The organism is Diaphorobacter sp. HDW4B, assembly GCF_011305535.1.
Classification (GTDB): Bacteria; Pseudomonadota; Gammaproteobacteria; order Burkholderiales; family Burkholderiaceae_C; genus Diaphorobacter_A.
Map to the genome: position 1 here is coordinate 3,860,841 of NZ_CP049905.1, position 21,340 is coordinate 3,882,180.

The 21,340-nt window shown below is 61.0% G+C and carries 22 protein-coding genes; 14 read left to right on the forward strand and 8 right to left on the reverse strand.

The genetic code is table 11. The annotated features are described in order from the left end of the window. Window positions 1-27: 27 nt before the first annotated feature. Together dnaK and grpE are read right to left on the reverse strand one after the other, a co-directional pair. Window positions 28-1,962: a molecular chaperone DnaK gene (gene dnaK / locus G7048_RS17585; protein WP_166069384.1), complete on the reverse strand. Its 1,935-nt coding sequence runs from the start codon at window positions 1,960-1,962 to the stop codon at window positions 28-30. Between the two features lie 129 nt (window positions 1,963-2,091). Further along, window positions 2,092-2,652: a nucleotide exchange factor GrpE gene (gene grpE, locus G7048_RS17590; protein WP_166069385.1), complete on the reverse strand. Its 561-nt coding sequence runs from the start codon at window positions 2,650-2,652 to the stop codon at window positions 2,092-2,094. Between the two features lie 227 nt (window positions 2,653-2,879). On the opposite strand from grpE, the gene rpsF reads away from it, so the two are divergent. The 6 genes from rpsF to G7048_RS17620 all read left to right on the forward strand — a co-directional run bounded on the left by rpsF (window position 2,880) and on the right by G7048_RS17620 (window position 6,984). After that, window positions 2,880-3,257 (forward strand): 30S ribosomal protein S6, encoded by a 378-nt coding sequence (gene rpsF, locus G7048_RS17595; RefSeq protein ID WP_166069386.1) that lies wholly within the window; start codon window positions 2,880-2,882, stop codon window positions 3,255-3,257. A 33-nt stretch (window positions 3,258-3,290) separates the two neighbouring features. Beyond that, window positions 3,291-3,581, forward strand: coding sequence for a primosomal replication protein N (gene priB / locus G7048_RS17600; RefSeq protein ID WP_166069387.1), 291 nt, complete (start codon window positions 3,291-3,293; stop codon window positions 3,579-3,581). A gap of 18 nt (window positions 3,582-3,599) precedes the next feature. Further along, entirely contained in the window at window positions 3,600-3,881 is a 282-nt protein-coding gene (rpsR, locus tag G7048_RS17605) for a 30S ribosomal protein S18 (RefSeq protein ID WP_166069388.1), read from the forward strand. Between the two features lie 11 nt (window positions 3,882-3,892). Beyond that, entirely contained in the window at window positions 3,893-4,345 is a 453-nt protein-coding gene (gene rplI, locus G7048_RS17610) for a 50S ribosomal protein L9 (protein WP_166069389.1), read from the forward strand. A gap of 433 nt (window positions 4,346-4,778) precedes the next feature. Next, window positions 4,779-6,194, forward strand: coding sequence for a replicative DNA helicase (gene dnaB / locus G7048_RS17615; protein WP_166069390.1), 1,416 nt, complete (start codon window positions 4,779-4,781; stop codon window positions 6,192-6,194). 40 nt (window positions 6,195-6,234) lie between these two features. Further along, window positions 6,235-6,984: a DUF6348 family protein gene (locus G7048_RS17620; protein WP_166069391.1), complete on the forward strand. Its 750-nt coding sequence runs from the start codon at window positions 6,235-6,237 to the stop codon at window positions 6,982-6,984. A 37-nt stretch (window positions 6,985-7,021) separates the two neighbouring features. On the opposite strand, the gene G7048_RS17625 is transcribed toward G7048_RS17620, so the two are convergent. The 4 genes from G7048_RS17625 to G7048_RS17640 all read right to left on the reverse strand — a co-directional run bounded on the left by G7048_RS17625 (window position 7,022) and on the right by G7048_RS17640 (window position 10,389). Continuing rightward, window positions 7,022-7,441 carry a hypothetical protein gene (locus G7048_RS17625; protein WP_166069392.1) on the reverse strand — a complete coding sequence of 140 codons (420 nt, stop codon included), beginning with the start codon at window positions 7,439-7,441 and terminating at the stop codon, window positions 7,022-7,024. A 3-nt stretch (window positions 7,442-7,444) separates the two neighbouring features. Then, window positions 7,445-9,205 (reverse strand): PhoH family protein, encoded by a 1,761-nt coding sequence (locus G7048_RS17630; RefSeq protein ID WP_166069393.1) that lies wholly within the window; start codon window positions 9,203-9,205, stop codon window positions 7,445-7,447. 166 nt (window positions 9,206-9,371) lie between these two features. Beyond that, on the reverse strand, window positions 9,372-9,860 hold the full coding sequence (locus G7048_RS17635) for a peroxiredoxin (RefSeq protein ID WP_166069394.1): 489 nt from the start codon (window positions 9,858-9,860) through the stop codon (window positions 9,372-9,374). Between the two features lie 151 nt (window positions 9,861-10,011). Continuing rightward, complete coding sequence (locus G7048_RS17640) at window positions 10,012-10,389, reverse strand: Mth938-like domain-containing protein (protein ID WP_166069395.1); 378 nt, start codon at window positions 10,387-10,389, stop codon at window positions 10,012-10,014. 143 nt (window positions 10,390-10,532) lie between these two features. On the opposite strand from G7048_RS17640, the gene G7048_RS17645 reads away from it, so the two are divergent. The 8 genes from G7048_RS17645 to G7048_RS17680 all read left to right on the forward strand — a co-directional run bounded on the left by G7048_RS17645 (window position 10,533) and on the right by G7048_RS17680 (window position 19,581). Then, window positions 10,533-11,846 (forward strand): pyridoxal phosphate-dependent aminotransferase, encoded by a 1,314-nt coding sequence (locus tag G7048_RS17645; RefSeq protein ID WP_166069396.1) that lies wholly within the window; start codon window positions 10,533-10,535, stop codon window positions 11,844-11,846. 77 nt (window positions 11,847-11,923) lie between these two features. Continuing rightward, window positions 11,924-13,258, forward strand: coding sequence for a homoserine dehydrogenase (locus tag G7048_RS17650; protein ID WP_166069397.1), 1,335 nt, complete (start codon window positions 11,924-11,926; stop codon window positions 13,256-13,258). A 12-nt stretch (window positions 13,259-13,270) separates the two neighbouring features. Continuing rightward, a complete protein-coding gene (gene thrC / locus G7048_RS17655; RefSeq protein ID WP_166069398.1) occupies window positions 13,271-14,701 on the forward strand; it encodes a threonine synthase in 1,431 nt (476 codons plus the stop codon). 76 nt (window positions 14,702-14,777) lie between these two features. Continuing rightward, entirely contained in the window at window positions 14,778-15,344 is a 567-nt protein-coding gene (gene mobB, locus G7048_RS17660) for a molybdopterin-guanine dinucleotide biosynthesis protein B (RefSeq protein WP_166069399.1), read from the forward strand. 14 nt (window positions 15,345-15,358) lie between these two features. Next, window positions 15,359-16,576 (forward strand): gephyrin-like molybdotransferase Glp, encoded by a 1,218-nt coding sequence (gene glp / locus G7048_RS17665; protein WP_166071037.1) that lies wholly within the window; start codon window positions 15,359-15,361, stop codon window positions 16,574-16,576. A gap of 11 nt (window positions 16,577-16,587) precedes the next feature. Further along, window positions 16,588-16,848 carry a molybdopterin converting factor subunit 1 gene (gene moaD, locus G7048_RS17670; protein WP_371747558.1) on the forward strand — a complete coding sequence of 87 codons (261 nt, stop codon included), beginning with the start codon at window positions 16,588-16,590 and terminating at the stop codon, window positions 16,846-16,848. A 1-nt stretch (window position 16,849) separates the two neighbouring features. Beyond that, window positions 16,850-17,164, forward strand: a complete 315-nt coding sequence (locus G7048_RS17675; RefSeq protein WP_166069401.1) for a recombinase family protein — start codon at window positions 16,850-16,852, stop codon at window positions 17,162-17,164. Window positions 17,165-17,379: 215 nt separating this feature from the next. Next, window positions 17,380-19,581 (forward strand): TonB-dependent siderophore receptor, encoded by a 2,202-nt coding sequence (locus tag G7048_RS17680; protein ID WP_166069402.1) that lies wholly within the window; start codon window positions 17,380-17,382, stop codon window positions 19,579-19,581. Between the two features lie 16 nt (window positions 19,582-19,597). Here the strand turns inward: G7048_RS17680 and dapA are convergent, their stop codons facing one another. Together dapA and G7048_RS17690 are read right to left on the reverse strand one after the other, a co-directional pair. Then, window positions 19,598-20,506, reverse strand: coding sequence for a 4-hydroxy-tetrahydrodipicolinate synthase (gene dapA / locus G7048_RS17685; protein WP_166069404.1), 909 nt, complete (start codon window positions 20,504-20,506; stop codon window positions 19,598-19,600). A gap of 493 nt (window positions 20,507-20,999) precedes the next feature. Then, window positions 21,000-21,323, reverse strand: coding sequence for a hypothetical protein (locus tag G7048_RS17690; protein WP_166069405.1), 324 nt, complete (start codon window positions 21,321-21,323; stop codon window positions 21,000-21,002). Between the last annotated feature and the right edge of the window lie 17 nt (window positions 21,324-21,340).

A 21,340-nucleotide genomic window follows, 5' to 3' on the forward strand; every position in this document is an offset into this window, starting at 1 on the left:
TGGGTGGCTGATCGCGCTCGGCGCGGCTTAGCCCTTCTTGACTTCCTTGACTTCGGCGTCGACCACGTCGTCGTCAGCGGCTGCGGCACCTGCTCCCGGAGCAGCACCGGCTGCACCTGCAGCACCACCAGCAGCTGCGGCCTGTTCGGCATACAGCTTCTCGCCGAGCTTCTGGCTGGCTTCCATCAGGGCAGTGGTCTTGGCCTCGATGTCGGCCTTGTCCTCACCCTTGAGTGCTTCTTCCAGCGTCTTCACCGCGGCTTCGATCTTTTCCTTCTCGCCGGCTTCCAGCTTGTCGCCGTGCTCGGACAGGCTCTTGGTCACGGTGTGCACTGCGGCTTCACCTTGATTGCGGGCCTGGACGATTTCCAGCTTCTTCTTGTCGTCGGCGGCGTTCAGCTCGGCGTCCTTGACCATCTTCTGGATTTCCTCTTCGGAGATGCCCGAAGAAGCCTTGATGGTGATCTTGTTTTCCTTGCCGGTGGCCTTGTCCTTGGCGCCCACGTGCAGGATGCCGTTGGCATCGATGTCGAAGCTCACCTCGATCTGTGGCGTGCCACGCGATGCGGGTGGAATGCCTTCCAGGTTGAACTCGCCCAGAGCCTTGTTGGCGCTGGCGATTTCGCGTTCGCCCTGGAACACCTTGATGGTCACTGCAGGCTGGTTGTCTTCAGCGGTCGAGAAGGTCTGCGCGAACTTGGTCGGGATGGTCGTGTTCTTGGCGATCATCTTGGTCATCACGCCGCCCAGGGTTTCAATGCCCAGAGACAGTGGAGTCACGTCCAGCAGCAGCACGTCCTTGCGGTCACCCGACAGAACCTGGCCTTGAATCGCGGCACCAACGGCCACGGCTTCATCGGGGTTCACGTCCTTGCGTGGTTCCTTGCCGAAGAATTCCTTGACCTTCTCCTGCACCTTGGGCATGCGCGACATGCCGCCGACCAGAATCACGTCGTTGATGTCGGACACGCTGATGCCAGCGTCCTTGATCGCAGTACGGCAAGGAGCGATGGTGCGCTCGATCAGGTCGTCGACCAGGCTTTCCAGCTTGGCGCGGGTCAGCTTGATGTTCAGGTGCTTCGGACCGGATGCATCTGCCGTGATGTAGGGCAGGTTGATGTCGGTCTGAGCGGAGTTCGACAGCTCGATCTTGGCCTTTTCAGCGGCTTCCTTCAGGCGTTGCAGCGCCAGCACGTCCTTGGACAGGTCAACGCCCTGGTCCTTCTTGAACTCATCAATGATGTAGTTGATGATGCGCTGGTCGAAGTCTTCACCGCCGAGGAACGTGTCGCCATTGGTCGACAGCACTTCGAATTGCTTTTCACCGTCCACGTCGGCGATTTCGATGATCGACACGTCGAACGTACCGCCACCCAGGTCATACACGGCGATCTTGCGATCGGCCTTGTCCTGCTTGTCGAGGCCAAAGGCCAGAGCAGCAGCGGTAGGCTCGTTGATGATGCGCTTGACTTCGAGGCCAGCGATGCGACCCGCATCCTTGGTGGCCTGACGCTGAGCGTCGTTGAAGTAGGCAGGCACCGTGATCACGGCTTCGGTCACTGGCTCGCCGAGGAAGTCTTCGGCGGTCTTCTTCATCTTGCGCAGCACTTCGGCGCTGATCTGAGGAGGAGCCAGCTTCTGGTCGCGCACTTGCACCCAAGCGTCACCGTTGTCGGCCTTGACGATCTTGAAAGGCATCAGGTCGATGTCCTTTTGCACTTCCTTCTCGTCGAACTTGCGGCCGATCAGGCGCTTGGCGGCGTAAATGGTGTTCTTGGGGTTGGTCACGGCCTGACGCTTGGCCGATGCGCCAACCAGAATCTCGCCGTCTTCCTGATAGGCGACGATGGAAGGCGTTGTGCGTGCGCCTTCGCTGTTCTCGATCACGCGGGTGTTGTTGCCTTCCATGATGGAAACGCAGCTGTTCGTGGTGCCGAGGTCAATGCCGATGATTTTTCCCATGTCGATTTCTCCGTATTCTGAAAAGTTGGTGTGTTTGGTTTGGATGACCAGTTACTTGTGGATAACTTGAAAACCTTCAAGTCTCTGGTGCAAATATTTTTCGGTTGGCGTTGAAACGAGAGCGGTCGCTTACTTTGGCGCAGCCACCGTCACGAGGGCGGGGCGCAGCACGCGGTCGGCAATCATGTAGCCCTTTTGCAGCACGCTCACGACCGTGTTGGCTTCCTGATCGGCGGGCACCATGCTGATGCCCTGATGCTGGTGTGGATCGAACTTGGTGCCGGCCGCCGGGTTGATGGCGAGCACCTTGTTGCGCTCCAGCGCCGAAGTGAGTTGGCGCAGCGTGGCGTCGGAGCCTTCGCGCAGTTGCTCGGCAGTGGCGTTCTGGATGGACAGAGCCGCATCGAGGCTGTCGGCCACGGGCAGCAGGCTTTCGGCAAAGCCTTCGATGCCGAACTTGCGGGCCTTGGCGATATCTTCTTCGGTGCGACGGCGCATGTTTTCCACGTCGGCCTTGGCGCGCAGATATTGATCGGCCAGATCGGCGCTCTTGGCCTTCAGCTCGGCCAGTTCCGCCTTCAGGATGCTCAGTTCGTCTTCTGCCTGCGCAGCCTGTGCCGCCTCGATCTCCTCGGGAGACATGGTCGGATCGACAGATTCTGCGGAGGGGTTGTACTTTTGTTCGGACATGTCGTTGTATTGTGAAATGAATGACAGTCCCCCGGAGTTGGGGGCGAACCCCGTATTTTCAATAGGGTTGATGACTGCAATGAAGAAAACGCTCTGATAACCCGCGTTGAAGAGCGGGACTGGACAGGTATCAATCCATGTATTAGAATGCTGAGTTCCCTTGCCACACCGCTAACCCTAGACGCGGCGGGTGGTTGCAACAAAAGCAATCCAAAAGGAGTGTTTGCATGCGTCATTACGAAATCATTCTGTTGATCCATCCGGATCAAAGCGAACAAGTGCCAGCCATGCTGGAGCGCTACAAGAGCATGATCACCCAAGGTGGTGGTCAGGTTCACCGCGTTGAAGATTGGGGCCGCCGTCAACTGGCTTACCTGATCAACAAGCTGGCCAAGGCGCACTACCTGTGCCTGAACATCGAAGCCGACCAGGCTGTGATGGCTGAGCTGGAACACGCGTTCAAGTTCAACGACGCCGTTCTGCGTCACCTGACTGTGCAAAAGAAGAAGGCCGACACCGGCGCTTCCTCGATGATGAAGACTGTGGAACGCGAAGAAGCACGCAAGGCCAGCCAAGCTGAAGCCGCTGTTTCCAACGAGCGTTAATCAACCACAGCGTTCATCCGACAGCCAGGAGGAGTGAAAAACCAGATTGCCTTGACGGCCTGTATTGCAGAGGTGCAAGCCCTGCGCTACACGCCAGCCGGATTGCCCGCCCTTGATCTGCGGCTCGAACACGAGTCCCAGCAAAAGGAAGCCGGAGTCCAGCGCCAGGTCAAGGTAGCCATCAAGGCGGTGGCGTTCGGGGCTCTTGCAGAGCGACTCGCACGTCAGGCGCTGGGAAGCAACTGGGAATTCAGCGGCTTTCTCGCCTCACCGCGCAACGGCAAAGGTGTGGTTTTTCACATCCAGGATATTCAACAGGATTAATTTTCAAGAGGCTCACAAATGGCCACGTTCAAGAAATTCAACAAGGACAAGCGTCCTAAGCGCAACACCCAGTCGCTGCTGTTCAAGCGCAAGCGCTTCTGCCGCTTCACCGTCGCCGGCGTCGAAGAAATCGACTACAAGGATGTCGACACCCTGCGTGACTTCATCGCTGAAAACGGCAAGATCATCCCTGCACGTCTGACTGGCACTCGCGCCATCTATCAGCGTCAGCTCAACACAGCCATCAAGCGTGCTCGCTTCCTGGCCATGTTGCCTTACACCGACCAGCACAAGATCTAAGGAGCACGACAATGCAAATCATTCTGCTCGACAAGGTTGTGAACCTCGGTAACCTCGGCGAAATCGTCAAGGTCAAGGACGGCTACGCACGCAACTTCCTGATTCCTTCGGGCCGCGCACGTCGCGCCACCGCAGCGAACAAGGCTGAGTTCGAAGCCAAGCGCGCTGAACTGGAAAAGGCTGCTGCTGAAAAGCTGGCTGCTGCCCAAGCCTCCGGCGAAAAGCTGGCTGGTCAAAGCGTGAAGTTGACACAGAAGTCCGGCGTTGACGGTCGTCTGTTCGGCTCCGTGACCAACGGCGACATCGCTGAAGAACTGGTCCGCATGGGCTTTGCAGTGGCGAAGTCGCAAGTGCGCATGCCTAACGGTCCTATCAAGACCGTCAGTGACAGCACCGTGAGCGTTGCACTGCACACCGACGTCGTCGTCGACGTCAATGTGTCCGTCTACGGCGAACACGCTTAATTCGACTTTCAGTTGAATGAATGAAAGCCGCCTTTGGGCGGCTTTTGTTTTTTCTTTTGCTTGTTTTGTGTTGTGTTGCGAAGCCTGGCGGCTTCGATTGGTGCTTCGTTTTGAAGCGGCAATACAGCCCCTCATGCGTTGTTGCGAAGCCTTGCCGTATGAACATACTGTCTGCGGCTTCGACGCCTAGCCTGAGGGGCTGTCTTGCCGTTGTGGCTGTAGACCCTGGCGCTCGCTGCGCTTCGAAGGCCCGCTCTGGCGGAGGGGTGTCGTTTTGCTCCCTCGCCCGCTTGCGGGAGAGGGCTGGGGTGAGGGTAAAGCCATGCACATAGCCTTCGTGGTGAGTCGGGGTTATCCTCATCGTTTGGGCGATGACAATCGACGCCCGAACCACTAGCATCGCCTGTTCGATTTCTGAAAGTGTTGTGATCCGATGTCTGCCGACGTGCCTGATTTCCCCATCAACGACCCTGCGCCATCCATGGATCGCGAAGTGGCGAAGCTGCGCATTCCGCCCCATTCGGTGGAGGCCGAGTCGAGCGTGCTGGGCGGCCTGCTGTTGGACAACAACGCCTGGGATCGCGTGGGTGATCTGCTGGTGGATGGGGATTTCTACCGCAACGAGCATCGGTTGATCTTTTCGGCGATTGCGTCGCTGATCAATGGCAGCAAGCCGGCCGATGTGATCACGGTGTACGAGCACTTGCAGGGGCTTGGCAAGTCCGAGGAAATCGGCGGGCTGCTGTATCTGAACACGTTGGCGCAGTATGTGCCGAGTGCTAGCAATATCCGTCGCTATGCCGAGATCGTGCGTGAGCGGTCGATTCTGCGCAAGCTGGTGACCGCGAGCGACGAGATTTCCACCAATGCCTTCAATCCGCTGGGCAAGCCGGTCAAGAGCATTCTGGAAGAGGCCGAGCAGAAGATCTTCGCGATTGGCGAAGAGGGCTCGCGCATGAAGCAGGGTTTTCAGCCACTGAGCACGCTGGTGGTCGACCTGCTGGATGACATTCAGGAAAAGGCCGACAACCCGATGGATGTGACCGGCATTCCCACCGGCTTTGCCGATCTGGACCGCATGACCAGCGGCCTGCAGGCGGGCGACATGATCGTGCTCGCGGCGCGTCCTTCCATGGGCAAGACCTCGTTTGCGGTGAACATCGCCGAGCACGTGGCGCTCAACGAAGGTCTGCCGGTCGCCATCTTCTCGATGGAAATGGGTGCCGCCCAGCTGGCGGTGCGTATCGTCGGCTCGATCGGCCGCGTGAATCAGGGCAATCTGCGTACCGGCAAGTTGACGGACGAGGAATGGCCACGCCTGACCGAAGCCATCGAGCGCCTGCGCACCGTGTCCCTGCACATCGACGAAACGCCGGGACTGACCCCCATCGAGCTGCGTGCGAACGCGCGGCGGCTGGCGCGTCAGTGCGGCAAGTTGGGCCTGATCGTGGTCGATTACTTGCAGCTCATGAGCGGCTCGGGCAATGCCTCGGCCGACAACCGCGCGACCGAGCTGGGCGAAATCTCCCGTGGCCTGAAGATGCTGGCCAAGGAACTGGGTTGCCCGGTGATCGCGCTGTCGCAGCTCAACCGTTCGGTGGAGCAGCGCACCGACAAGCGCCCGATGATGTCCGACCTGCGCGAATCCGGTGCCATCGAGCAGGACGCGGACATCATCATGTTCATCTACCGCGACGACTACTACAACAAGGACTCGAAGGAGCCGAACGTGGCCGAGGTCATCATCGGCAAGCAGCGTAACGGCCCGACAGGCACGGTGAAGCTGTACTTCCAGAAGAACCAGACGCGCTTCGAGAATCTGGCCATGGGCTCGGGCGACGAGTATTGAGTGGGCGTGCGCGCCATGAGGATCGCAGGAGTGTTGTTGGATGAGTGACGAAACCACGCTGGAAGAGGAAATCCCGCTGCCTCTGCAGATGCTCATGAAGTCACTGGAGGCCCATGGCGTCGAGGTGTTGCGGCACAACGACTGGCTGCTTCCTTTTGGTCAATTGCCCTGCGTGACGGCGGATTGGCTGCGCCGGGACCATCTGATGGGAACGCTGGCGGTGGTCGCCCATCTGGAAGACGAGCGCGAAGTCGTGGAGGTCTTTCCGGGTCTGGGTGAAGAAGACGGCGGCGCCATCGCCTATGCGTTCGAGTCGTTTTCGGTCGGCGCGCTGCATGAAATGCTGGCTGCGATCTGGAATGTGCGCGATGAAGAGGATGATGAAGAAGGCGATGACATTGCCGAACCGGCTGAGCCTGAGCTGTGGCACATCAACGGGCAGGACTACGAGTTGTTTGAAGGCCCATGGCAAGCACGTGGCGAACGCCTGAGCTGCCCGGAGCTGTGGGACCGCTTGAAAAGTGCCATCGAGGCACTGCCGCTGACCGCCGATCTGCATTGGTTTCGCGTGTTTGTGGGTGGAACGGCGGGCGCGTTCACCTTCGAGGCGCTCAAGGACAGCGAGCCTTGGGTAGAAGGGCAGGAGCTGCTTCGTTCGCTGGAATGGGAGTCGGGCAAGAAGTACGGAAGCATTCGCAACTTTTTGATGCTCAGAAAGCGCGAGGCGAAGGACGATGCGACGAGTGCGACCAATACGGAGCACCAAGAAAAAAGCACTCTCCCGCATTGAACTGCGAGAAAGTGCTTTTCGACGATGAGGGCTGGGCTCAGATTTTCGATGCGCCCATGACCAGATAGATCACCAATCCCAGAGACGCGACACCCAGCGCCGCGCAGGCCCAGACCAGCCGCTGCGCACCCACGCGCAAGGCGCTGACCGTGGTCACCAACTGCGCGTTCTGTTCGGCCAGCTTTTCGATGATCTCCAGCGACTGGCGCTGGGATTGCTCAAGCAGCTCGACGCGGCCTTGCAGCAGTTGAATCTGCTGCAGTGCCAGTTCGCCGGATGACGTGGGCGGTGCGATCCGTTCGGCCGTTGCGGCAGCAGCCGCGACCTGTTCTTCGCGCAGCGCATCCGCATCCTTCTTGCGGATCAGCCCCTTGGCGGCCTTGATGACCTGAGGCGCGGCCTCAATGACCTCGCCCCAGGGCACGAGCTTGAGTGCGGTGATCCACGGAATCGCCATGCCTTACAGCACCTCGCTGGCGAAGTCGGCCAGACGCGAGCGCTCGCCGCGTGCCAAGGTGATGTGACCGCTGTGTGGCCAGCCCTTGAACTTGTCGACCGCGTAGGTCAGGCCCGAGGAACCCTCGGTCAGGTACGGCGTGTCGATCTGCGCCAGGTTGCCCATGCAGATGATCTTGGTGCCGGGGCCCGCGCGGGTGATCAGTGTCTTCATCTGCTTGGGCGTCAGGTTCTGCGCTTCGTCGATGATGACGTACTTGTTCAGGAACGTGCGACCACGCATGAAGTTCATGCTCTTGATCTTGATGCGGCTGCGGATCAGCTCGTTGGTAGCGGCGCGGCCCCATTCGCCGGGATTGCCGCCATCGCCCTTGGCGAGGAACTCGAGGTTGTCGTCGAGCGCGCCCATCCATGGGCCCATCTTTTCCTCTTCGGTGCCGGGCAGGAAGCCGATGTCTTCACCGACGCTCACCGTGGCGCGCGTCATGATGATCTCGGTATAGCGGCGCTCGTCGAGCACCTGCGTGAGACCGGCGGCCAGCGCCATCAGCGTCTTGCCGGTACCGGCCGTGCCGGTCAGCGTGACGAAGTCGACTTCCGGGTCCATCAGCAGGTTCATTGCGAAGTTCTGCTCGCGGTTGCGCGTGTTCACGCCCCAGACGGCATTCTTCTGCGAGCCGAAGTCCTTGAGCGTTTCAAGCACGGCCGTCTTGTCGCGGATTTCGGAGACGCGCGCGTACAGGCTGGGCTCGCCCGGCGCTTCGAAATACACGAACTGATTGATCATCATCTGAGCCACTTGCGGGCTCGTGACGCGGTAGTAGGTGTGCGCGCCGCTCTGCCAGCTTTCGACGTTCTTGCCGGCCTTGGACCAGAAGTCCGTGGCCAGTGCGAGCACGCCGGAGTACAGCAGGTCGCCGTCTTCCAGTGTCTTGTCGTTCTGATAATCCTCGGCATCCAGACCCAGTGCGCGCGCCTTCACGCGCATGTTGATGTCCTTGGAGACCAGCACCACTTCGCGCGGTGCGTACTGCTGGCGCAGCGCCTCGACCACGCCGAGGATCTGGTTGTCGGCCTTGCCTTGCGGCAGGCTGGATGGCAGCGTGTAGTCCAGCGGCGATGTCTGGAAATACAGCTTGCCGTTGGCAGCGCGTTGGCCGGTCGCGTTCAGTTTCAGGCCCAGAACGATGTCTTCGCCATCGGCTGCGGCGAGCGCATCCAGCGTGCGGCTGACCTGGCGACCATTGCGCGCGACTTCCGTCATGCCCTTCTTGTGACCGTCGAGCTCTTCGAGCACGATCATCGGCAGGAAGATGTCGTGTTCCTCGAAGCGGAACAGGCTGGTCGGATCGTGCAGCAGAACGTTCGTGTCGAGCACGAACATTTTCTTGGGACCGGTGCTGCGCGTTGGGCGCGTCTTGGCCTTGTTGACGGGAGTGGCTTTGGTGGCCGCCGCCGCTGGTTGGCTTGGAGCGCTCTTGGCGACCACGGCGGAGGTGGGGGCTGGCTCGGGTGCGGCCTTGGCCGTGCTGGTTTGTGCCGCTTTGGCGGTTGTGCGCTTGGGCGCGGCAGTGGCTGGAGTCGTTTTCTTGCGCGAGCGCGACGCAGTGGCCGCTACGGGTGCCGTGTCGGGCTGAGCGAAGTTGTCAACAATTGACTCCGTTGTGGTGTCGGTCTCATTGGCGCTCGCGGATGCTGCGCTTGGGCGAAAGGCTTCGGGAGAGAGCAGCGCCGCGCGCTTGGTCGGTGCAGGTGGCAGGGGCATGGTTCTAAAAGCCTCGCTAACAAAGGAACTCAGGGAACTTCAGAAAAGCAAAAAGCCGCCTAGGAAACCCGGGCGGCTTTCGAATCTGGAGTGCGCGTTTCTGAAAATCAATGGCATTGACCCATTATGCACACTCGTTGTGATGCTTTGAAACAAGCGTTGGTTTTCAGGCCGCTTTCTTGTCCTGCACCTTGATGGCCTTGACGGCCTTGAGCACGTCGTCCACGTGACCGGGAACCTTCAGGCCGCGCCACTCCTGGAGCAGCAGACCATCGGGGCCGACCAGGAAGGTCGAGCGCTCGATGCCCTTGACCTTCTTGCCGTACATGATCTTGTTCTTGACCACGCCGAACATATGGCACATTTTTTCTTCGGTATCTGCAATCAGCTCGAACGGCAGCTCCAGCTTTTCCTTGAAGTCGTCGTGCGACTTCATGTTGTCGCGCGAGACGCCGAACACTGCCGCACCCGCCTTGACAAAATCTTTGTACTTGTCGCGGAATTGCATTGCTTCCGTGGTACAACCGGGCGTATTGTCCTTGGGGTAAAAATACAGGATCAGAATCTGGCCCAGATGCGAGGCGTTGGATACCTTGATTCCGCCAGTCGCGTTGGCTTCAAATTCTGGAAGGGGTTTGTTGACAACGATCGCCATGGCACTCAATCTCTCAGGATGTAGTCGTTGAAAAGTCGGGAGCGTTTGGGTTTATTGCTCTTATGGGAAAGTCCCCCGACGACAACCCAATATTTTACCCTGATTCCCTCATTTTTGCCAGCTATCACCATTGTTGTGTGATAAGTATTGCCTATGCCTCTTTTTCGAGCAGCAAAGCGGCAATCACATGGCGTCCTTCACCGGCCAGAATGTTATAGGTACGGCAGGCTGCCTGGGTGTTCATGGACTCCAGCCCGAGGCGTTTGGCCATCAGCGGGGCAAGCCATGCCGGGGGCGGAAAACGGTTCTTCTGACCGCTGCCGAAAATCACCACTTCGGCGCCAAGGTCGGCCAGTTGGGCAAAGTGCTCGGGCGTCAGGTCTTCGAAGCGCTCGCAGTTCCATTCGATGCGTTCGCCCTTGGAGCTGATGATCACGCTTTTGCGAAATTCTTCCTTGTCGATCGACACCCAACCCGGGCCGTAGCCGCTGATGGTCTGTACGTCAAAGCGGTCGGCATGCAGTTTCATGGAGTCTCTCGCGATCAGATGCGCGCACGCGATGGGCAAATAAAGGTTTTGCGAGACGCGGCGCTGGGGGAACTGTGCTTAAATTATAGGTTTCGCCGGGGCGCGGGCGCGCTTCGGGTGCTTTCACTGCCATTATTCCTGCCATGAAACCCGTTCAAAAATCTGCCAAGTTAGCCAACGTCTGTTATGACATCCGCGGGCCGATCATGGACGCGGCGAAGAAGATGGAGGAAGACGGCCAGAAGATCATCAAGCTCAACATCGGCAATCTGGCGGTGTTCGGCTTCGACGCTCCCGAGGAAATCCAGCAGGACATGATCCGCAACCTGCCCACCTCGGCGGGTTATTCCGACAGCAAGGGCATCTTTGCCGCTCGCAAGGCGGTGATGCATGAAACCCAGAAGCAAGGAATTACAGGCGTTACTCTGGATGACATCTATCTGGGCAACGGTGCTTCCGAGCTGATCAGCCTGGCCACCAACGCGCTGCTCGACGACGGCGACGAGCTGCTGCTGCCAGCCCCCGACTATCCGCTGTGGACGGCGGTGACCAGCCTCTCCGGCGGCACGCCCGTGCACTACATGTGCGATGAGAGCAATGGCTGGATGCCCGACATCGAAGACATCCGCCGCAAGGTCACGCCGCGCACCAAGGGCATCGTGGTGATCAACCCGAACAACCCGACCGGCGCGCTCTACAGCAAGGAACTGCTGCTGCAGATCGTCGAGATCGCACGCGAGCACAGTCTCGTGATTTTCGCCGACGAGGTGTACGACAAGGTCCTCTACGACGACGCCAAGCACACGCCGCTCGGCAGCCTGTCGGCCGACGTGCTGACGCTGACCTTCAATTCGCTGTCCAAGGCCTACCGCAGTTGCGGCTATCGCGCTGGCTGGATGGTGGTCTCGGGCGACAAGAAGGCGGCCAAGGATTACATCGAGGGTCTGAACATGCTCTCGAACATGCGTCTGTGCGCCAACGTGCCCGGCCAATGGGCGGTGCAGACGGCGCTCGGCGGTCACCAGAGCATCAACGAGCTGATCTGCGAAGGCGGTCGCCTGCGCATTCAGCGCGATCTGGCCTGGGAACTGATCAACGCGATTCCCGGCGTGTCGTGCGTGAAGCCGCAGGGCGCGCTCTACATGTTCCCGCGCCTTGATCCCGAGGTCTATCCGATCAAGGACGATCAGGAATTTTTCCTCGAAGTGCTGCAGGAAACCAAGGTCATGTTGGTGCAGGGCACGGGCTTCAACTGGCCGCATCCCGACCACTTCCGCATCGTCTTCCTGCCGCACGAGGCCGACCTGCGCGCGGCCATCAGCCGTCTGGCCACCTTCCTGCAGAAGTACCGCCAGCGCCACGGCACGGACAAGTTGCGCAGCGTGGCTCCTGTCGTTCCTGCCGCTGCGGCAGCACCTGCCAAGGCAGCCAAGGGCGCCAAGGAACAGGCCGCCTGATTTTTGTTTTCCCTTACTGCACGCGCACATTGTTTGAGGGGCGCGTGCAGCCCTTTTGACTGACTGAAAACTCGTATATGAAACCGATCCAGGTAGGCCTGTTGGGCATTGGCACTGTGGGTAGCGGCACGTTCAATGTGCTGGCACGCAATCAAGATGAGATTCGCCGCCGTGCGGGTCGTGGCATTGAGATTTCCATGGTGGCTGACCTGGACACGGCACGCGCCAAGTCCGTTGTGGGCGACAAGGTCAAGGTGGTGGGCGACGCGCGTGAAGTGATCGCCAATCCCGAGATCGACGTGGTGGTCGAGCTGATCGGCGGCTACGGCATCGCCAAGGCGCTGGTACTCGAAGCGATTGCCGCTGGCAAGCATGTGGTCACCGCCAACAAGGCGCTGCTGGCCGTGCACGGCACTGAAATCTTCAAGGCGGCTGCCGAGAAGGGCGTGATCGTGGCCTACGAAGCGGCCGTGGCCGGTGGCATTCCGATCATCAAGGCGCTGCGCGAAGGCCTGACCGCCAACCAGATCCAGTGGGTCGCCGGCATCATCAACGGCACGACCAACTTCATCCTCTCCGAGATGCGCGACAAGGGCCTCGATTTCAGCGTGGTGCTGAAGGAAGCACAGCGCCTTGGCTACGCCGAAGCGGATCCGACCTTCGACATCGAAGGTGTGGACGCCGCGCACAAGGCCACGCTGATGAGCTCGATCGCATTCGGTATCCCGGTGCAGTTCGACAAGGCTTACGTGGAAGGCATCACCAAGCTGGCTGCTGCCGACATCAAGTACGCCGAGCAACTGGGCTACCGCATCAAGCTGCTGGGCATTACCAAACGCACGGACAAGGGCATCGAGTTGCGCGTGCACCCGTCGCTCGTGCCATCCAAGCGTCTGATCGCCAACGTCGAAGGCGCGATGAACGCGGTCGTCGTGAATGGCGATGCCGTGGGCACCACGCTGTACTACGGCAAGGGCGCTGGCTCCGAGCCGACCGCTTCCGCCGTGATCGCCGATCTGGTCGACATCGCGCGTCTGCACGACGCCGACCCTGCACACCGCGTGCCACCGCTCGCGTTCCAGTCGAGCTCGCTGGCCGCTGCCGGTGGCGAACTGCCGGTGCTGCCGATGGCCGACGTGGTCACCAGCTACTACCTGCGCATTCGCGTGTCCGACGAAGCGGGTGTGCTCGCCAAGATCACCGGCCTGCTTGCCAATGCAGGCATCAGCATCGACGCCGTGCTGCAGCGCGAAGCCGATGAGGTGGGCGGCGAAGGATCGACCCAGACCGACCTGATCATCCTCACGCACGACACGCGCGAAGGCGACATGGACAAGGCGCTGGCCGAAATCCAGGGTCTGCCCACCGTGCTGGCTCCGATCAATCGCATCCGCAAGGAAGAACTGAACTGAGGCGCTGCTGACATGCTGTACCTATCGACTCGCGGTCATGCGGACCGCAAGCGCTTTTGCGACATCCTGCTCGAAGGCTTGGCTCCGGACGGTGGCCTGTATCTGCCCGTGAGCTATCCGCAGATCGACGATGCCAAGCTGACGCAACTGCGCGATGTCTACAAGAACCAGGGCTATGCCGCGCTGGCCTTCGAGATCCTGTCGCTCTACATCGACGACATCCCAGCCGCTGACCTGAAGGCACTCTGCGCCAAGACCTACACCAAGGAAGTCTTCGGCACCGAGGCCATCGTTCCGGTGCGCAAGCTCGGCGATGACGGTCTGCTGATCGAGGCGCTCTCCAACGGTCCCACTCTCGCGTTCAAGGACATGGCGATGCAGTTGCTCGGCAACCTGTTCGAATACGAACTGGCGCGCCGCAGCGAAGAGCTGAACATCCTCGGCGCAACCAGTGGCGACACGGGCAGCGCGGCCGAATACGCGATGCGCGGCAAGAAAGGCGTGCGCGTCTTCATGACCAGCCCGAACGGCCGCATGAGCCCGTTCCAGCAGGCGCAGATGTTCAGTCTGCAGGACGAGAACATCCACAACATCGCCATCGACGGCGTGTTCGACGACTGCCAGGACATCGTCAAGGCGGTGTCGAACGACCACGCTTTCAAGGCCAAGTACAAGATCGGCACGGTCAACTCGATCAACTGGGCGCGTCTGCTCGCGCAGGTCGTGTACTACTTCGCCGGTTATCTGCAGGCCACGAAGAGCAATGCCGACAAGGTGAGCTTCACCGTGCCGAGCGGCAACTTCGGCAACATCTGCGCGGGCCATGTGGCGCGCCAGATGGGCCTGCCGATCGCCAAGCTGGTGGTGGCCACCAACGAGAACGACGTGCTCGACGAGTTCTTCCGCACGGGCGTCTACCAGGTGCGTGGCTCGGCCAACACCTACGAGACATCGAGCCCGTCGATGGACATCTCCAAGGCCAGCAATTTCGAGCGTTTCGTGTTCGATCTGGTGGGCCGCGACGGTGCGCGTCTGAAGCAACTGTTCGCTGAAGGCGTGGGCCAGCAAGGCCAATTCGATCTGAGCGCCGATCCGGCATTCAAGGACGCTGCGGTCAAGTACGGCTTTGAAAGCGGCAAGAGCACGCACGCCGATCGCCTTGCGACCATCAAGGACACGTACGAGCGCTTTGGCGACATGATCGACACCCACACCGCCGACGGCGTGAAGGTGGCGCGCGAGCATCTGCAAAAGGGCACGCCGATGATCGTGCTGGAGACCGCTTTGCCGATCAAGTTCGCAGCGACCATCGAAGAAGCGCTGGGCCGCGAGCCCGATCGTCCGGCCAAGTTCGACGGCATCGAAGCCCTGCCCAAGCGCGTGGTGGTGATGCAGTCCGACGTGCAGACGGTCAAGGACTACATTGCCGAACACTGCCAGTAATCGGCGGTGACAATGGAGCCGGCGCTTGCTTTTTGGCATGCGCCGGTTTGCTTTTTATGGGGCTGGTGAAAGAAGAATGAAGGCCATCGGTTTTGCAGGCTACTCGGGCGCGGGAAAGACGACCGTGCTCGAGCAGATCATCCGCGTGCTGCGCGAGCGCGGTATGCGCGTTTCGGTGGTCAAGCACGCGCACCACGATGTCGATGTCGATGTGCCCGGCAAGGACAGTTGGCGGCATCGCAAGGCGGGTGCATTCGAGGTGCTGCTGGTGACCGAAAAACGCATGGCCCTGATGCGCGAATTCGAAGCGCCGCGCCTTGATCTTTCGGTGCACGAAATGCTGGCCGAGTTGGACCCGTCGGTGGACTGGGTCATCGTCGAAGGCTTCAAACAAAGCGAGCTTCCCAAGATCGAAATCTGGCGCGAGCCTGCAGCAGGCGACAAGCCGCGCACGCTGCGCTATCCCGAAGATGCGGCCATTCAGGCGGTTGCCACCGATGATCCGGGTTGCCTGCCGCGTGACTGCACTTTGCCCGTGCTCGATCTGAACGATCCCGCGAAAATAGTGGAATGGATGCTCGCGAACGGCGCGCGTTTCGAATACGCGTCGACCCCGCCCAACAATCAGGAGAACCCGCTTTGAACAAGCCCCATCTCATGTCCATGGACGACGCTTTGGCGGCCGTGCTCGCGCAGGCCGCGCGCGTCGATGCATTCGACACGCTGGACACCTTCGATGCCGACGGCCGCGTGCTGTGGGCCGATGCGGTGTCCGATCTGCAGGTGCCACCGCTCGACAATTCCGCCATGGATGGCTATGCCGTGCGCTGCGCCGACATCACCGAAGCAGGCGTGCTGCTGCCCGTGAGCCAGCGCATTGCGGCGGGGCAGGTGGGCGAGCCGCTGGCGGCAGGAACGGCTGCGCGCATCTTCACCGGCGCGCCTGTGCCGCCCGGCGCGGACGCCATCGTCATGCAGGAAGACACCGAGTCGGTCGATGGCCGAGTGCGCATCACCGCCGTGCCAAGGGCCGAGCAATGGATTCGCCGTGCGGGCGAGGACATCGCCAAAGGCAGCACGATTCTCAAGGCCGGGACGCGTCTGAATCCCGCCGCATTGGGCCTGCTTGCCAGCATCGGTCTTGGCAAGGTGCAGGTGGCCCGCAAGCCGCGCGTGGCCATATTCTCGACGGGGGACGAACTGGTCATGCCGGGCGATGTGCTTCCGAAGGACATGCCACCTGGATCGATCTACAACAGCAACCGTTTCTTCCTGCGCGCGCTGCTCATGCGGCTGGGCTGCGAGGTGAACGATTGCGGCATCGTGCCGGACAACCGCGAGGCCACCCTCAAGGTGATGCAGGACGCTGCGGCGGGCAATGACCTGATCGTCTCCACCGCAGGCGTGTCGGTGGGCGAGGAAGACCATGTGAAGCCCGCCGTCGAGCAACTGGGCGAGCTGAATCTCTGGAAGATTTCGATGAAGCCGGGCAAGCCCTTCGCGTTCGGCAAGGTGCGCCGTGAAGCAGGCAGCAGCGCGCATTTCATGGGCCTGCCGGGCAATCCGGTGTCGAGTTTCGTGACCTTTCTGATGATGGTGCGTCCGTTCGTGCTGCGTCTGCAGGGCGTGGAAAACGTGGCTCCGCGTGCGCTGTACGCCCCCGCTGATTTCGACTTGAAGAAGCCCGATGCGCGCCGCGAATTTCTGCGTGTGCGCCTGAACGAACAGGGTGCGCTGGAACTGTTCGGTAACCAGAGTTCGGGCGTGCTCACATCGGCTGTGTGGGGTGATGGACTGGTCGACAATCCCGCGATGAACATCGTGAAGAAGGGCGATGTGGTGCGCTTCATCCCCATGTCGGAACTGCTGCAATGAGCGAGGCTGCCATGACCCATCAAATCAAGGTTCTCTACTTCGCGTCGATCCGCGAAGCGTTTGGCGCTGGTTCCGAAAGCCTGCAGACCAGCGCCGCCACGGTGGGTGCTTTGCGCGAAGAGCTGATCCGCACCAAGGGCGATGCTGCTGCAGCCGCGCTTGCGCCCAACAAGGCCGTGCGCATGGCGCTCAATCAGCTGATGTGCAAGGCCGACGCTGCGATCAAGGACGGTGATGAAGTGGCGTTCTTCCCGCCGGTGACAGGAGGCTGAGATGAGCGAACCCGTCGATCCCTCCATCAGCTCGCGCACACGCAAGGCCCTGTCTGAGGCCAAGGCACGCGGCGTGAAACTGGGCTCTGCCGGAGCTGACAACATTCGCGCCACGGTCGAAAAGCGCAAGGCCGACGCGGATGCTTTTGCGGCCCTGCATCAGGCGGTGTTCGACGAGATGATCGCTGAAGGACTGACCCACCGCCGCATGGCTGAAGTGCTCAACGAGCGCGGCGTTCCCGCAGCGCGCGGCGGGGCGTGGACGCACGGGCAAGTGCAGCGCATGTTGCTGCGTTTGCGCGGCGCTCCTGAATGACGCACTGCTGAAACACAACGGGCCGGAGCAGCGCGAGTAGCCAGTGCTTCGATGCCTGAGGAGGCTCTCTGGACGACCGTGCGTGGTTCCTGCACGGCTTGCCGATCTGCGGAATGTTCCAGTGCATCTTCTGGTGTAACATTTGTCAGTGTATGGCTATCAAATTTGGATTGTGATTGCTAAAAGTAAGCGGTCACCTTCGATTTTTGTCCGGGTTGCCCACGGTCTCCAACCAGAACAAGGTCCTCGACGTGCACCGATCACGCATCCATTCCGTTCGCTTGTCAGTGGCTGCAGCCTTGGTGTTCACTGCGTGGGGCTCCGTTCGTGCGCAGGAGGGCGTGCTGCCCGATGTGCAGGTGAAGGCGCAGGCCGAGTTGCCGGGCGATCTGCCGCAACCCTATCCTGACCCCGATGGACAAGTGGCGCGCGGCGCACACCTCGGTGTGTTGGGCAAGACCGATGTGAGGGATGCGCCGTTCAGCATCATCAGTTTCACGGCCAGCACGATTCAGAACAGCCAGGCGCGCAGCGTCTCCGAGATCATCGGCCAGCTCGATCCTTCCGTGCGCGAGGAATATGGTGATGGCACCAGTCTCGACAGCATGATGATTCGCGGCTTTCCGGTCGAGAACGACGAAATGTCGCTCAACGGCCTGCCGGGCATTCTCGGGCAGTTCCGCGTGTCGCCGGAATTCGTGGAGCGTGCGGAAGTGCTCAAGGGTCCCGCCTTGCTGCTCAACGGCATGTCGCCGGATGGCTCGGTGGGTGGTTCGGTGAATGTGGTCTCCAAGCGCGCGGGCGACGTGCCGCTTACGTCGCTCAACATCGGCTTTGCATCGAATTCGCTGTGGGGCTTCAATGCCGACATCGGCCGACGTTTCGGCGTGGACAACGCCTTCGGCATTCGTGTGAACGCGGGCATGCGGCAGGGCGATCTGGCGCGTGATTTCGTCACCGACCGCGCGCGTAATGCGTCGGTGGGGCTGGACTTCACCAGCACGCGTCTGCGCGCCTCGCTCGATCTGATTCACCAGACCGAAACGGTCTACGGCGCAGCGGGTTCGGTGGACCTGAGTCGTCTTGGAAAGTCTGCGCCACCAGCGCTCGATGGGCATCGCAACTTTGCTCAGCCATGGAACTATCAGGACGCGGAAGACAGCACCGTCATGGGCCGTGTGGAGTTCGATCTGACCGAGCGCCTGACCCTCTTTGGCGCCATCGGCCACTCGCGCAATCGCTCCACGGCGGTAGTGTCCGACGAGCCTTATCTGGATGCCGCAGGCAACTTCATGTTTGCCGCCATGCCGGTGCGTTGGAGGCAGCAGACCACATCCAGCCAACTGGGTTTGAAAGGCCGTGTCGACACTGGCCCGGTGCGGCACGACTGGTCGATCACGGCTTCCGGCTTGCGACGTGAGAGCAGCGCGGTGTTCGATGTGGGCGGGCTCTCTGGCGCGGCGGGTTACTCGAACATGTACAACATGATCGTGCTGCCGAATCCCATTTTGGTGACCGATCCCATGGGCCCGCTGGTGTGGAATGCGCGCTCGTCGCTGCCCGGTTATGCGCTGGCCGACACCATGTCATTGGCAGATGGCAAAGTGCTGCTGACCTTGGGCATGCGCCACCAGCGTGTGAAGTCCGACAGCGTCACCGGCTACTCGTTGATCGGCGTGGTGCCCACGCATTACGACCAGTCGGTCAACAGCCCGATGGTGGCGGTGGTGTTCAAACCGACCGATCAGGTGTCGGTCTACGCCAACCACATGCAGGGCCTGACCATGGGCGATACCGCGCCCTACGGCACCACCAATCAAGGCCAAGTGTTCGCGCCGTATCGCACGCGGCAGGCAGAGGCGGGTGTGAAGCTCGATCTGGGCCGTTTCGGTGGCGCGGTCAGCGTGTTCCAGATCACCAGACCCTATGCCTCCATCGACCCGACCACGCTCACTTATGGCGTGTTTGGCGAGCAGCGCCATCGTGGTCTGGAACTCAATGTGTTCGGCGAAGTGACCAAGGGCGTTCGCCTGCTCGGCGGTGCCACGTTCATCAACGCCACGGCGCGTGATTCGGCAAGCGTGACGGCGCAGAACACGCGCCCGGTGGGCGTTGCACGCAGGCAGATCGCCTTGCAGGGCGAATGGGACTTACCCGCCGTCCAGGGGCTCACGCTGACCGCGCGCGGCACCCATTCCAGCAGTGTCTATGCAGACAACACGAACCTTGTGCGCGTGCCCGGCTGGACGGTCTACGACCTCGGCCTGCGCTATGCGATGAAGGCGGGCGGCACGCCAGTCACGCTGCGTGCGGGGCTCAAGAATGCGAGCGACAAGCGTTACTGGCGACAAGGCCGGTACGCAGCATCGCTGGGCATGCCGCGCACCGTGGCCTTGTCTTCGACGTTCGAGTTCTGAGCGTTCGACTCTGGTGTCAAGCCGCTTCACGCAGCTCCGGCATCCGGATCTGCAGCATGCGTTCGACCAGTGCGTTGGAAGCTTCGATCATCGGCGCACGCATTTCCGCGCGCATCCAACCCTGGCGTGCGAGATAGGCCTTGATCGGCGCGGGGTTCGGCTCTTCGAAGCTGGCGTGGATGTGCGGCAGCAGTGGATACCACAGTGCACGCGCCTCGTTCACGCGACCTGCGGCGAGCAGCTTCACGAGCGCGACGAACTGTTCGGTGTGACCATGCGCGCTGGCCGCAATCGCGCCGCTGCCGCCAAGGGACATGCTGGAGAAAATCTGCACGTCCTCACCGGCCAGCACCTGCAGTTGTCCGTCGTTGATCAGCGCCTGCGTCTTGGCGGCATCGCCTCCGCAGTCCTTGATGGCGATGATGTTGGGATGCGCGGCCAGTGTGCGCAGCGTCTGCAGTTCCAGCGTGGCACCCGTGCGGTAAGGAATGTCGTAGATGACGATGGGGTGGCGGCTTGCGTCGGCAATGCGCGTGAACCATTGCAGCAGACCGGCTTGGGATGGACGAATGTAGCTGGGTGGCGGCACGAGCAGCGCGTTGATCGGTTGCGCATTGAGCTGCTCGACGCGCTCCAGCATGCGGCCCATATGGCAGTCGGACGCGCCCATGATGACCGGCAGACCGCTCGCTGCGTTGAGGATGGTGGCGAGCACGGCGTCCTCCTCTTCGTGCGAGAGCGCAGCGGCTTCGCCGGTCGAGCCGCAGGCACAGAAGCCAGTCACTCCCGCGAGCTTCATGCGTGCGGTCAGCGTGTGCAGTGCGTTGTGATCGACAGCGCCGTCATGGAAGGGCGTGACGAGCGGAATCCACAGGCCAGAGAGGTTGGTGGGCGTGGCTTGGGTTGTTGGCGTGAGTGAATGCATGACAAGTGTCTCTTTCAAAGTGAAATGAAAGACCGCTTGGCGACACTGAACAGGTATCCGTGTGTTCACGCGCCCCAAGTCGGGATGAGCTGCGAGGCGCAAACCGCAGGGATAGCAGAGCTATCGCGAGGATTTGCAACGACGCAGATCGCCCGAATTGGGGATGTGTGACGGCACGACGTACCTGTCCAGTGTTGCCACAACCACCGGCCAGACACGCAACGGTTCAGGTTCGGCAGATGACAGCGCGGACGCTTGTCGGAAAAATCAGGGGGAGAAAAAGAGAAGAGGCTGCCTTGCCGGTTCCGTCGCTCATCTGGACGGAACCGCAGCTCCGGTCAGACGAGCTTTGGTTTTTTGGCTTTGCTCACGACAGCAGCGCACACCACGCACGAGGTGCGCAGGGTAGTGTTGGCGTGGGCAAAGTGGCAAGGCATAGGGCGCTAGTGTAGCAAGTGTAGACAGTTGTGCGCAACCGCTGCACGGAATGTTGTCAGGAGGCCGCAATCTCCGGCAGCTTGGGCGAGCGCCAGTTCAGCAGCTCGGCCAGGCGCAGCGTGATCCAGCGTGCCTCGTTGGGTTGCACGACCGAGCCTTCGGTCGCGAGCCCGGCGTGGATGCCGGACAGCACGCCTTCTTCCGATTCATTGCCGCTGTGATAGAGCATCGACGCCTGTTCGGTCAGATGCGTGGCCAGGTCTTCGCACAGCTCGTAGCGCGCGACCAGTTCCAGCTTGCCGATCAGCAGTTTGCCGCTGCGGCTGGCGTAGATTTCCACAAAGCTGGGCGGTGGCTGGATCTGCGAGGTTTCGTCCATGTCGTTGTCCGCTTGCT

Excerpts from the sequence above, each read along its gene's own strand:
- dnaK (WP_166069384.1), bottom strand. The coding sequence starts at position 1,962 with ATGGGAAAAATCATCGGCATTGACCTCGGCACCACGAACAGCTGCGTT.
- grpE (WP_166069385.1), bottom strand. The coding sequence starts at position 2,652 with ATGTCCGAACAAAAGTACAACCCCTCCGCAGAATCTGTCGATCCGACC.
- rpsF (WP_166069386.1), top strand. The coding sequence starts at position 2,880 with ATGCGTCATTACGAAATCATTCTGTTGATCCATCCGGATCAAAGCGAA.
- rpsR (WP_166069388.1), top strand. The coding sequence starts at position 3,600 with ATGGCCACGTTCAAGAAATTCAACAAGGACAAGCGTCCTAAGCGCAAC.
- rplI (WP_166069389.1), top strand. The coding sequence starts at position 3,893 with ATGCAAATCATTCTGCTCGACAAGGTTGTGAACCTCGGTAACCTCGGC.
- dnaB (WP_166069390.1), top strand. The coding sequence starts at position 4,779 with ATGTCTGCCGACGTGCCTGATTTCCCCATCAACGACCCTGCGCCATCC.
- G7048_RS17620 (WP_166069391.1), top strand. The coding sequence starts at position 6,235 with ATGAGTGACGAAACCACGCTGGAAGAGGAAATCCCGCTGCCTCTGCAG.
- G7048_RS17625 (WP_166069392.1), bottom strand. The coding sequence starts at position 7,441 with ATGGCGATTCCGTGGATCACCGCACTCAAGCTCGTGCCCTGGGGCGAG.
- G7048_RS17630 (WP_166069393.1), bottom strand. The coding sequence starts at position 9,205 with ATGCCCCTGCCACCTGCACCGACCAAGCGCGCGGCGCTGCTCTCTCCC.
- G7048_RS17635 (WP_166069394.1), bottom strand. The coding sequence starts at position 9,860 with ATGGCGATCGTTGTCAACAAACCCCTTCCAGAATTTGAAGCCAACGCG.
- G7048_RS17640 (WP_166069395.1), bottom strand. The coding sequence starts at position 10,389 with ATGAAACTGCATGCCGACCGCTTTGACGTACAGACCATCAGCGGCTAC.
- G7048_RS17645 (WP_166069396.1), top strand. The coding sequence starts at position 10,533 with ATGAAACCCGTTCAAAAATCTGCCAAGTTAGCCAACGTCTGTTATGAC.
- G7048_RS17650 (WP_166069397.1), top strand. The coding sequence starts at position 11,924 with ATGAAACCGATCCAGGTAGGCCTGTTGGGCATTGGCACTGTGGGTAGC.
- thrC (WP_166069398.1), top strand. The coding sequence starts at position 13,271 with ATGCTGTACCTATCGACTCGCGGTCATGCGGACCGCAAGCGCTTTTGC.
- mobB (WP_166069399.1), top strand. The coding sequence starts at position 14,778 with ATGAAGGCCATCGGTTTTGCAGGCTACTCGGGCGCGGGAAAGACGACC.
- glp (WP_166071037.1), top strand. The coding sequence starts at position 15,359 with ATGTCCATGGACGACGCTTTGGCGGCCGTGCTCGCGCAGGCCGCGCGC.
- moaD (WP_371747558.1), top strand. The coding sequence starts at position 16,588 with ATGACCCATCAAATCAAGGTTCTCTACTTCGCGTCGATCCGCGAAGCG.
- G7048_RS17675 (WP_166069401.1), top strand. The coding sequence starts at position 16,850 with ATGAGCGAACCCGTCGATCCCTCCATCAGCTCGCGCACACGCAAGGCC.
- dapA (WP_166069404.1), bottom strand. The coding sequence starts at position 20,506 with ATGCATTCACTCACGCCAACAACCCAAGCCACGCCCACCAACCTCTCT.
- G7048_RS17690 (WP_166069405.1), bottom strand. The coding sequence starts at position 21,323 with ATGGACGAAACCTCGCAGATCCAGCCACCGCCCAGCTTTGTGGAAATC.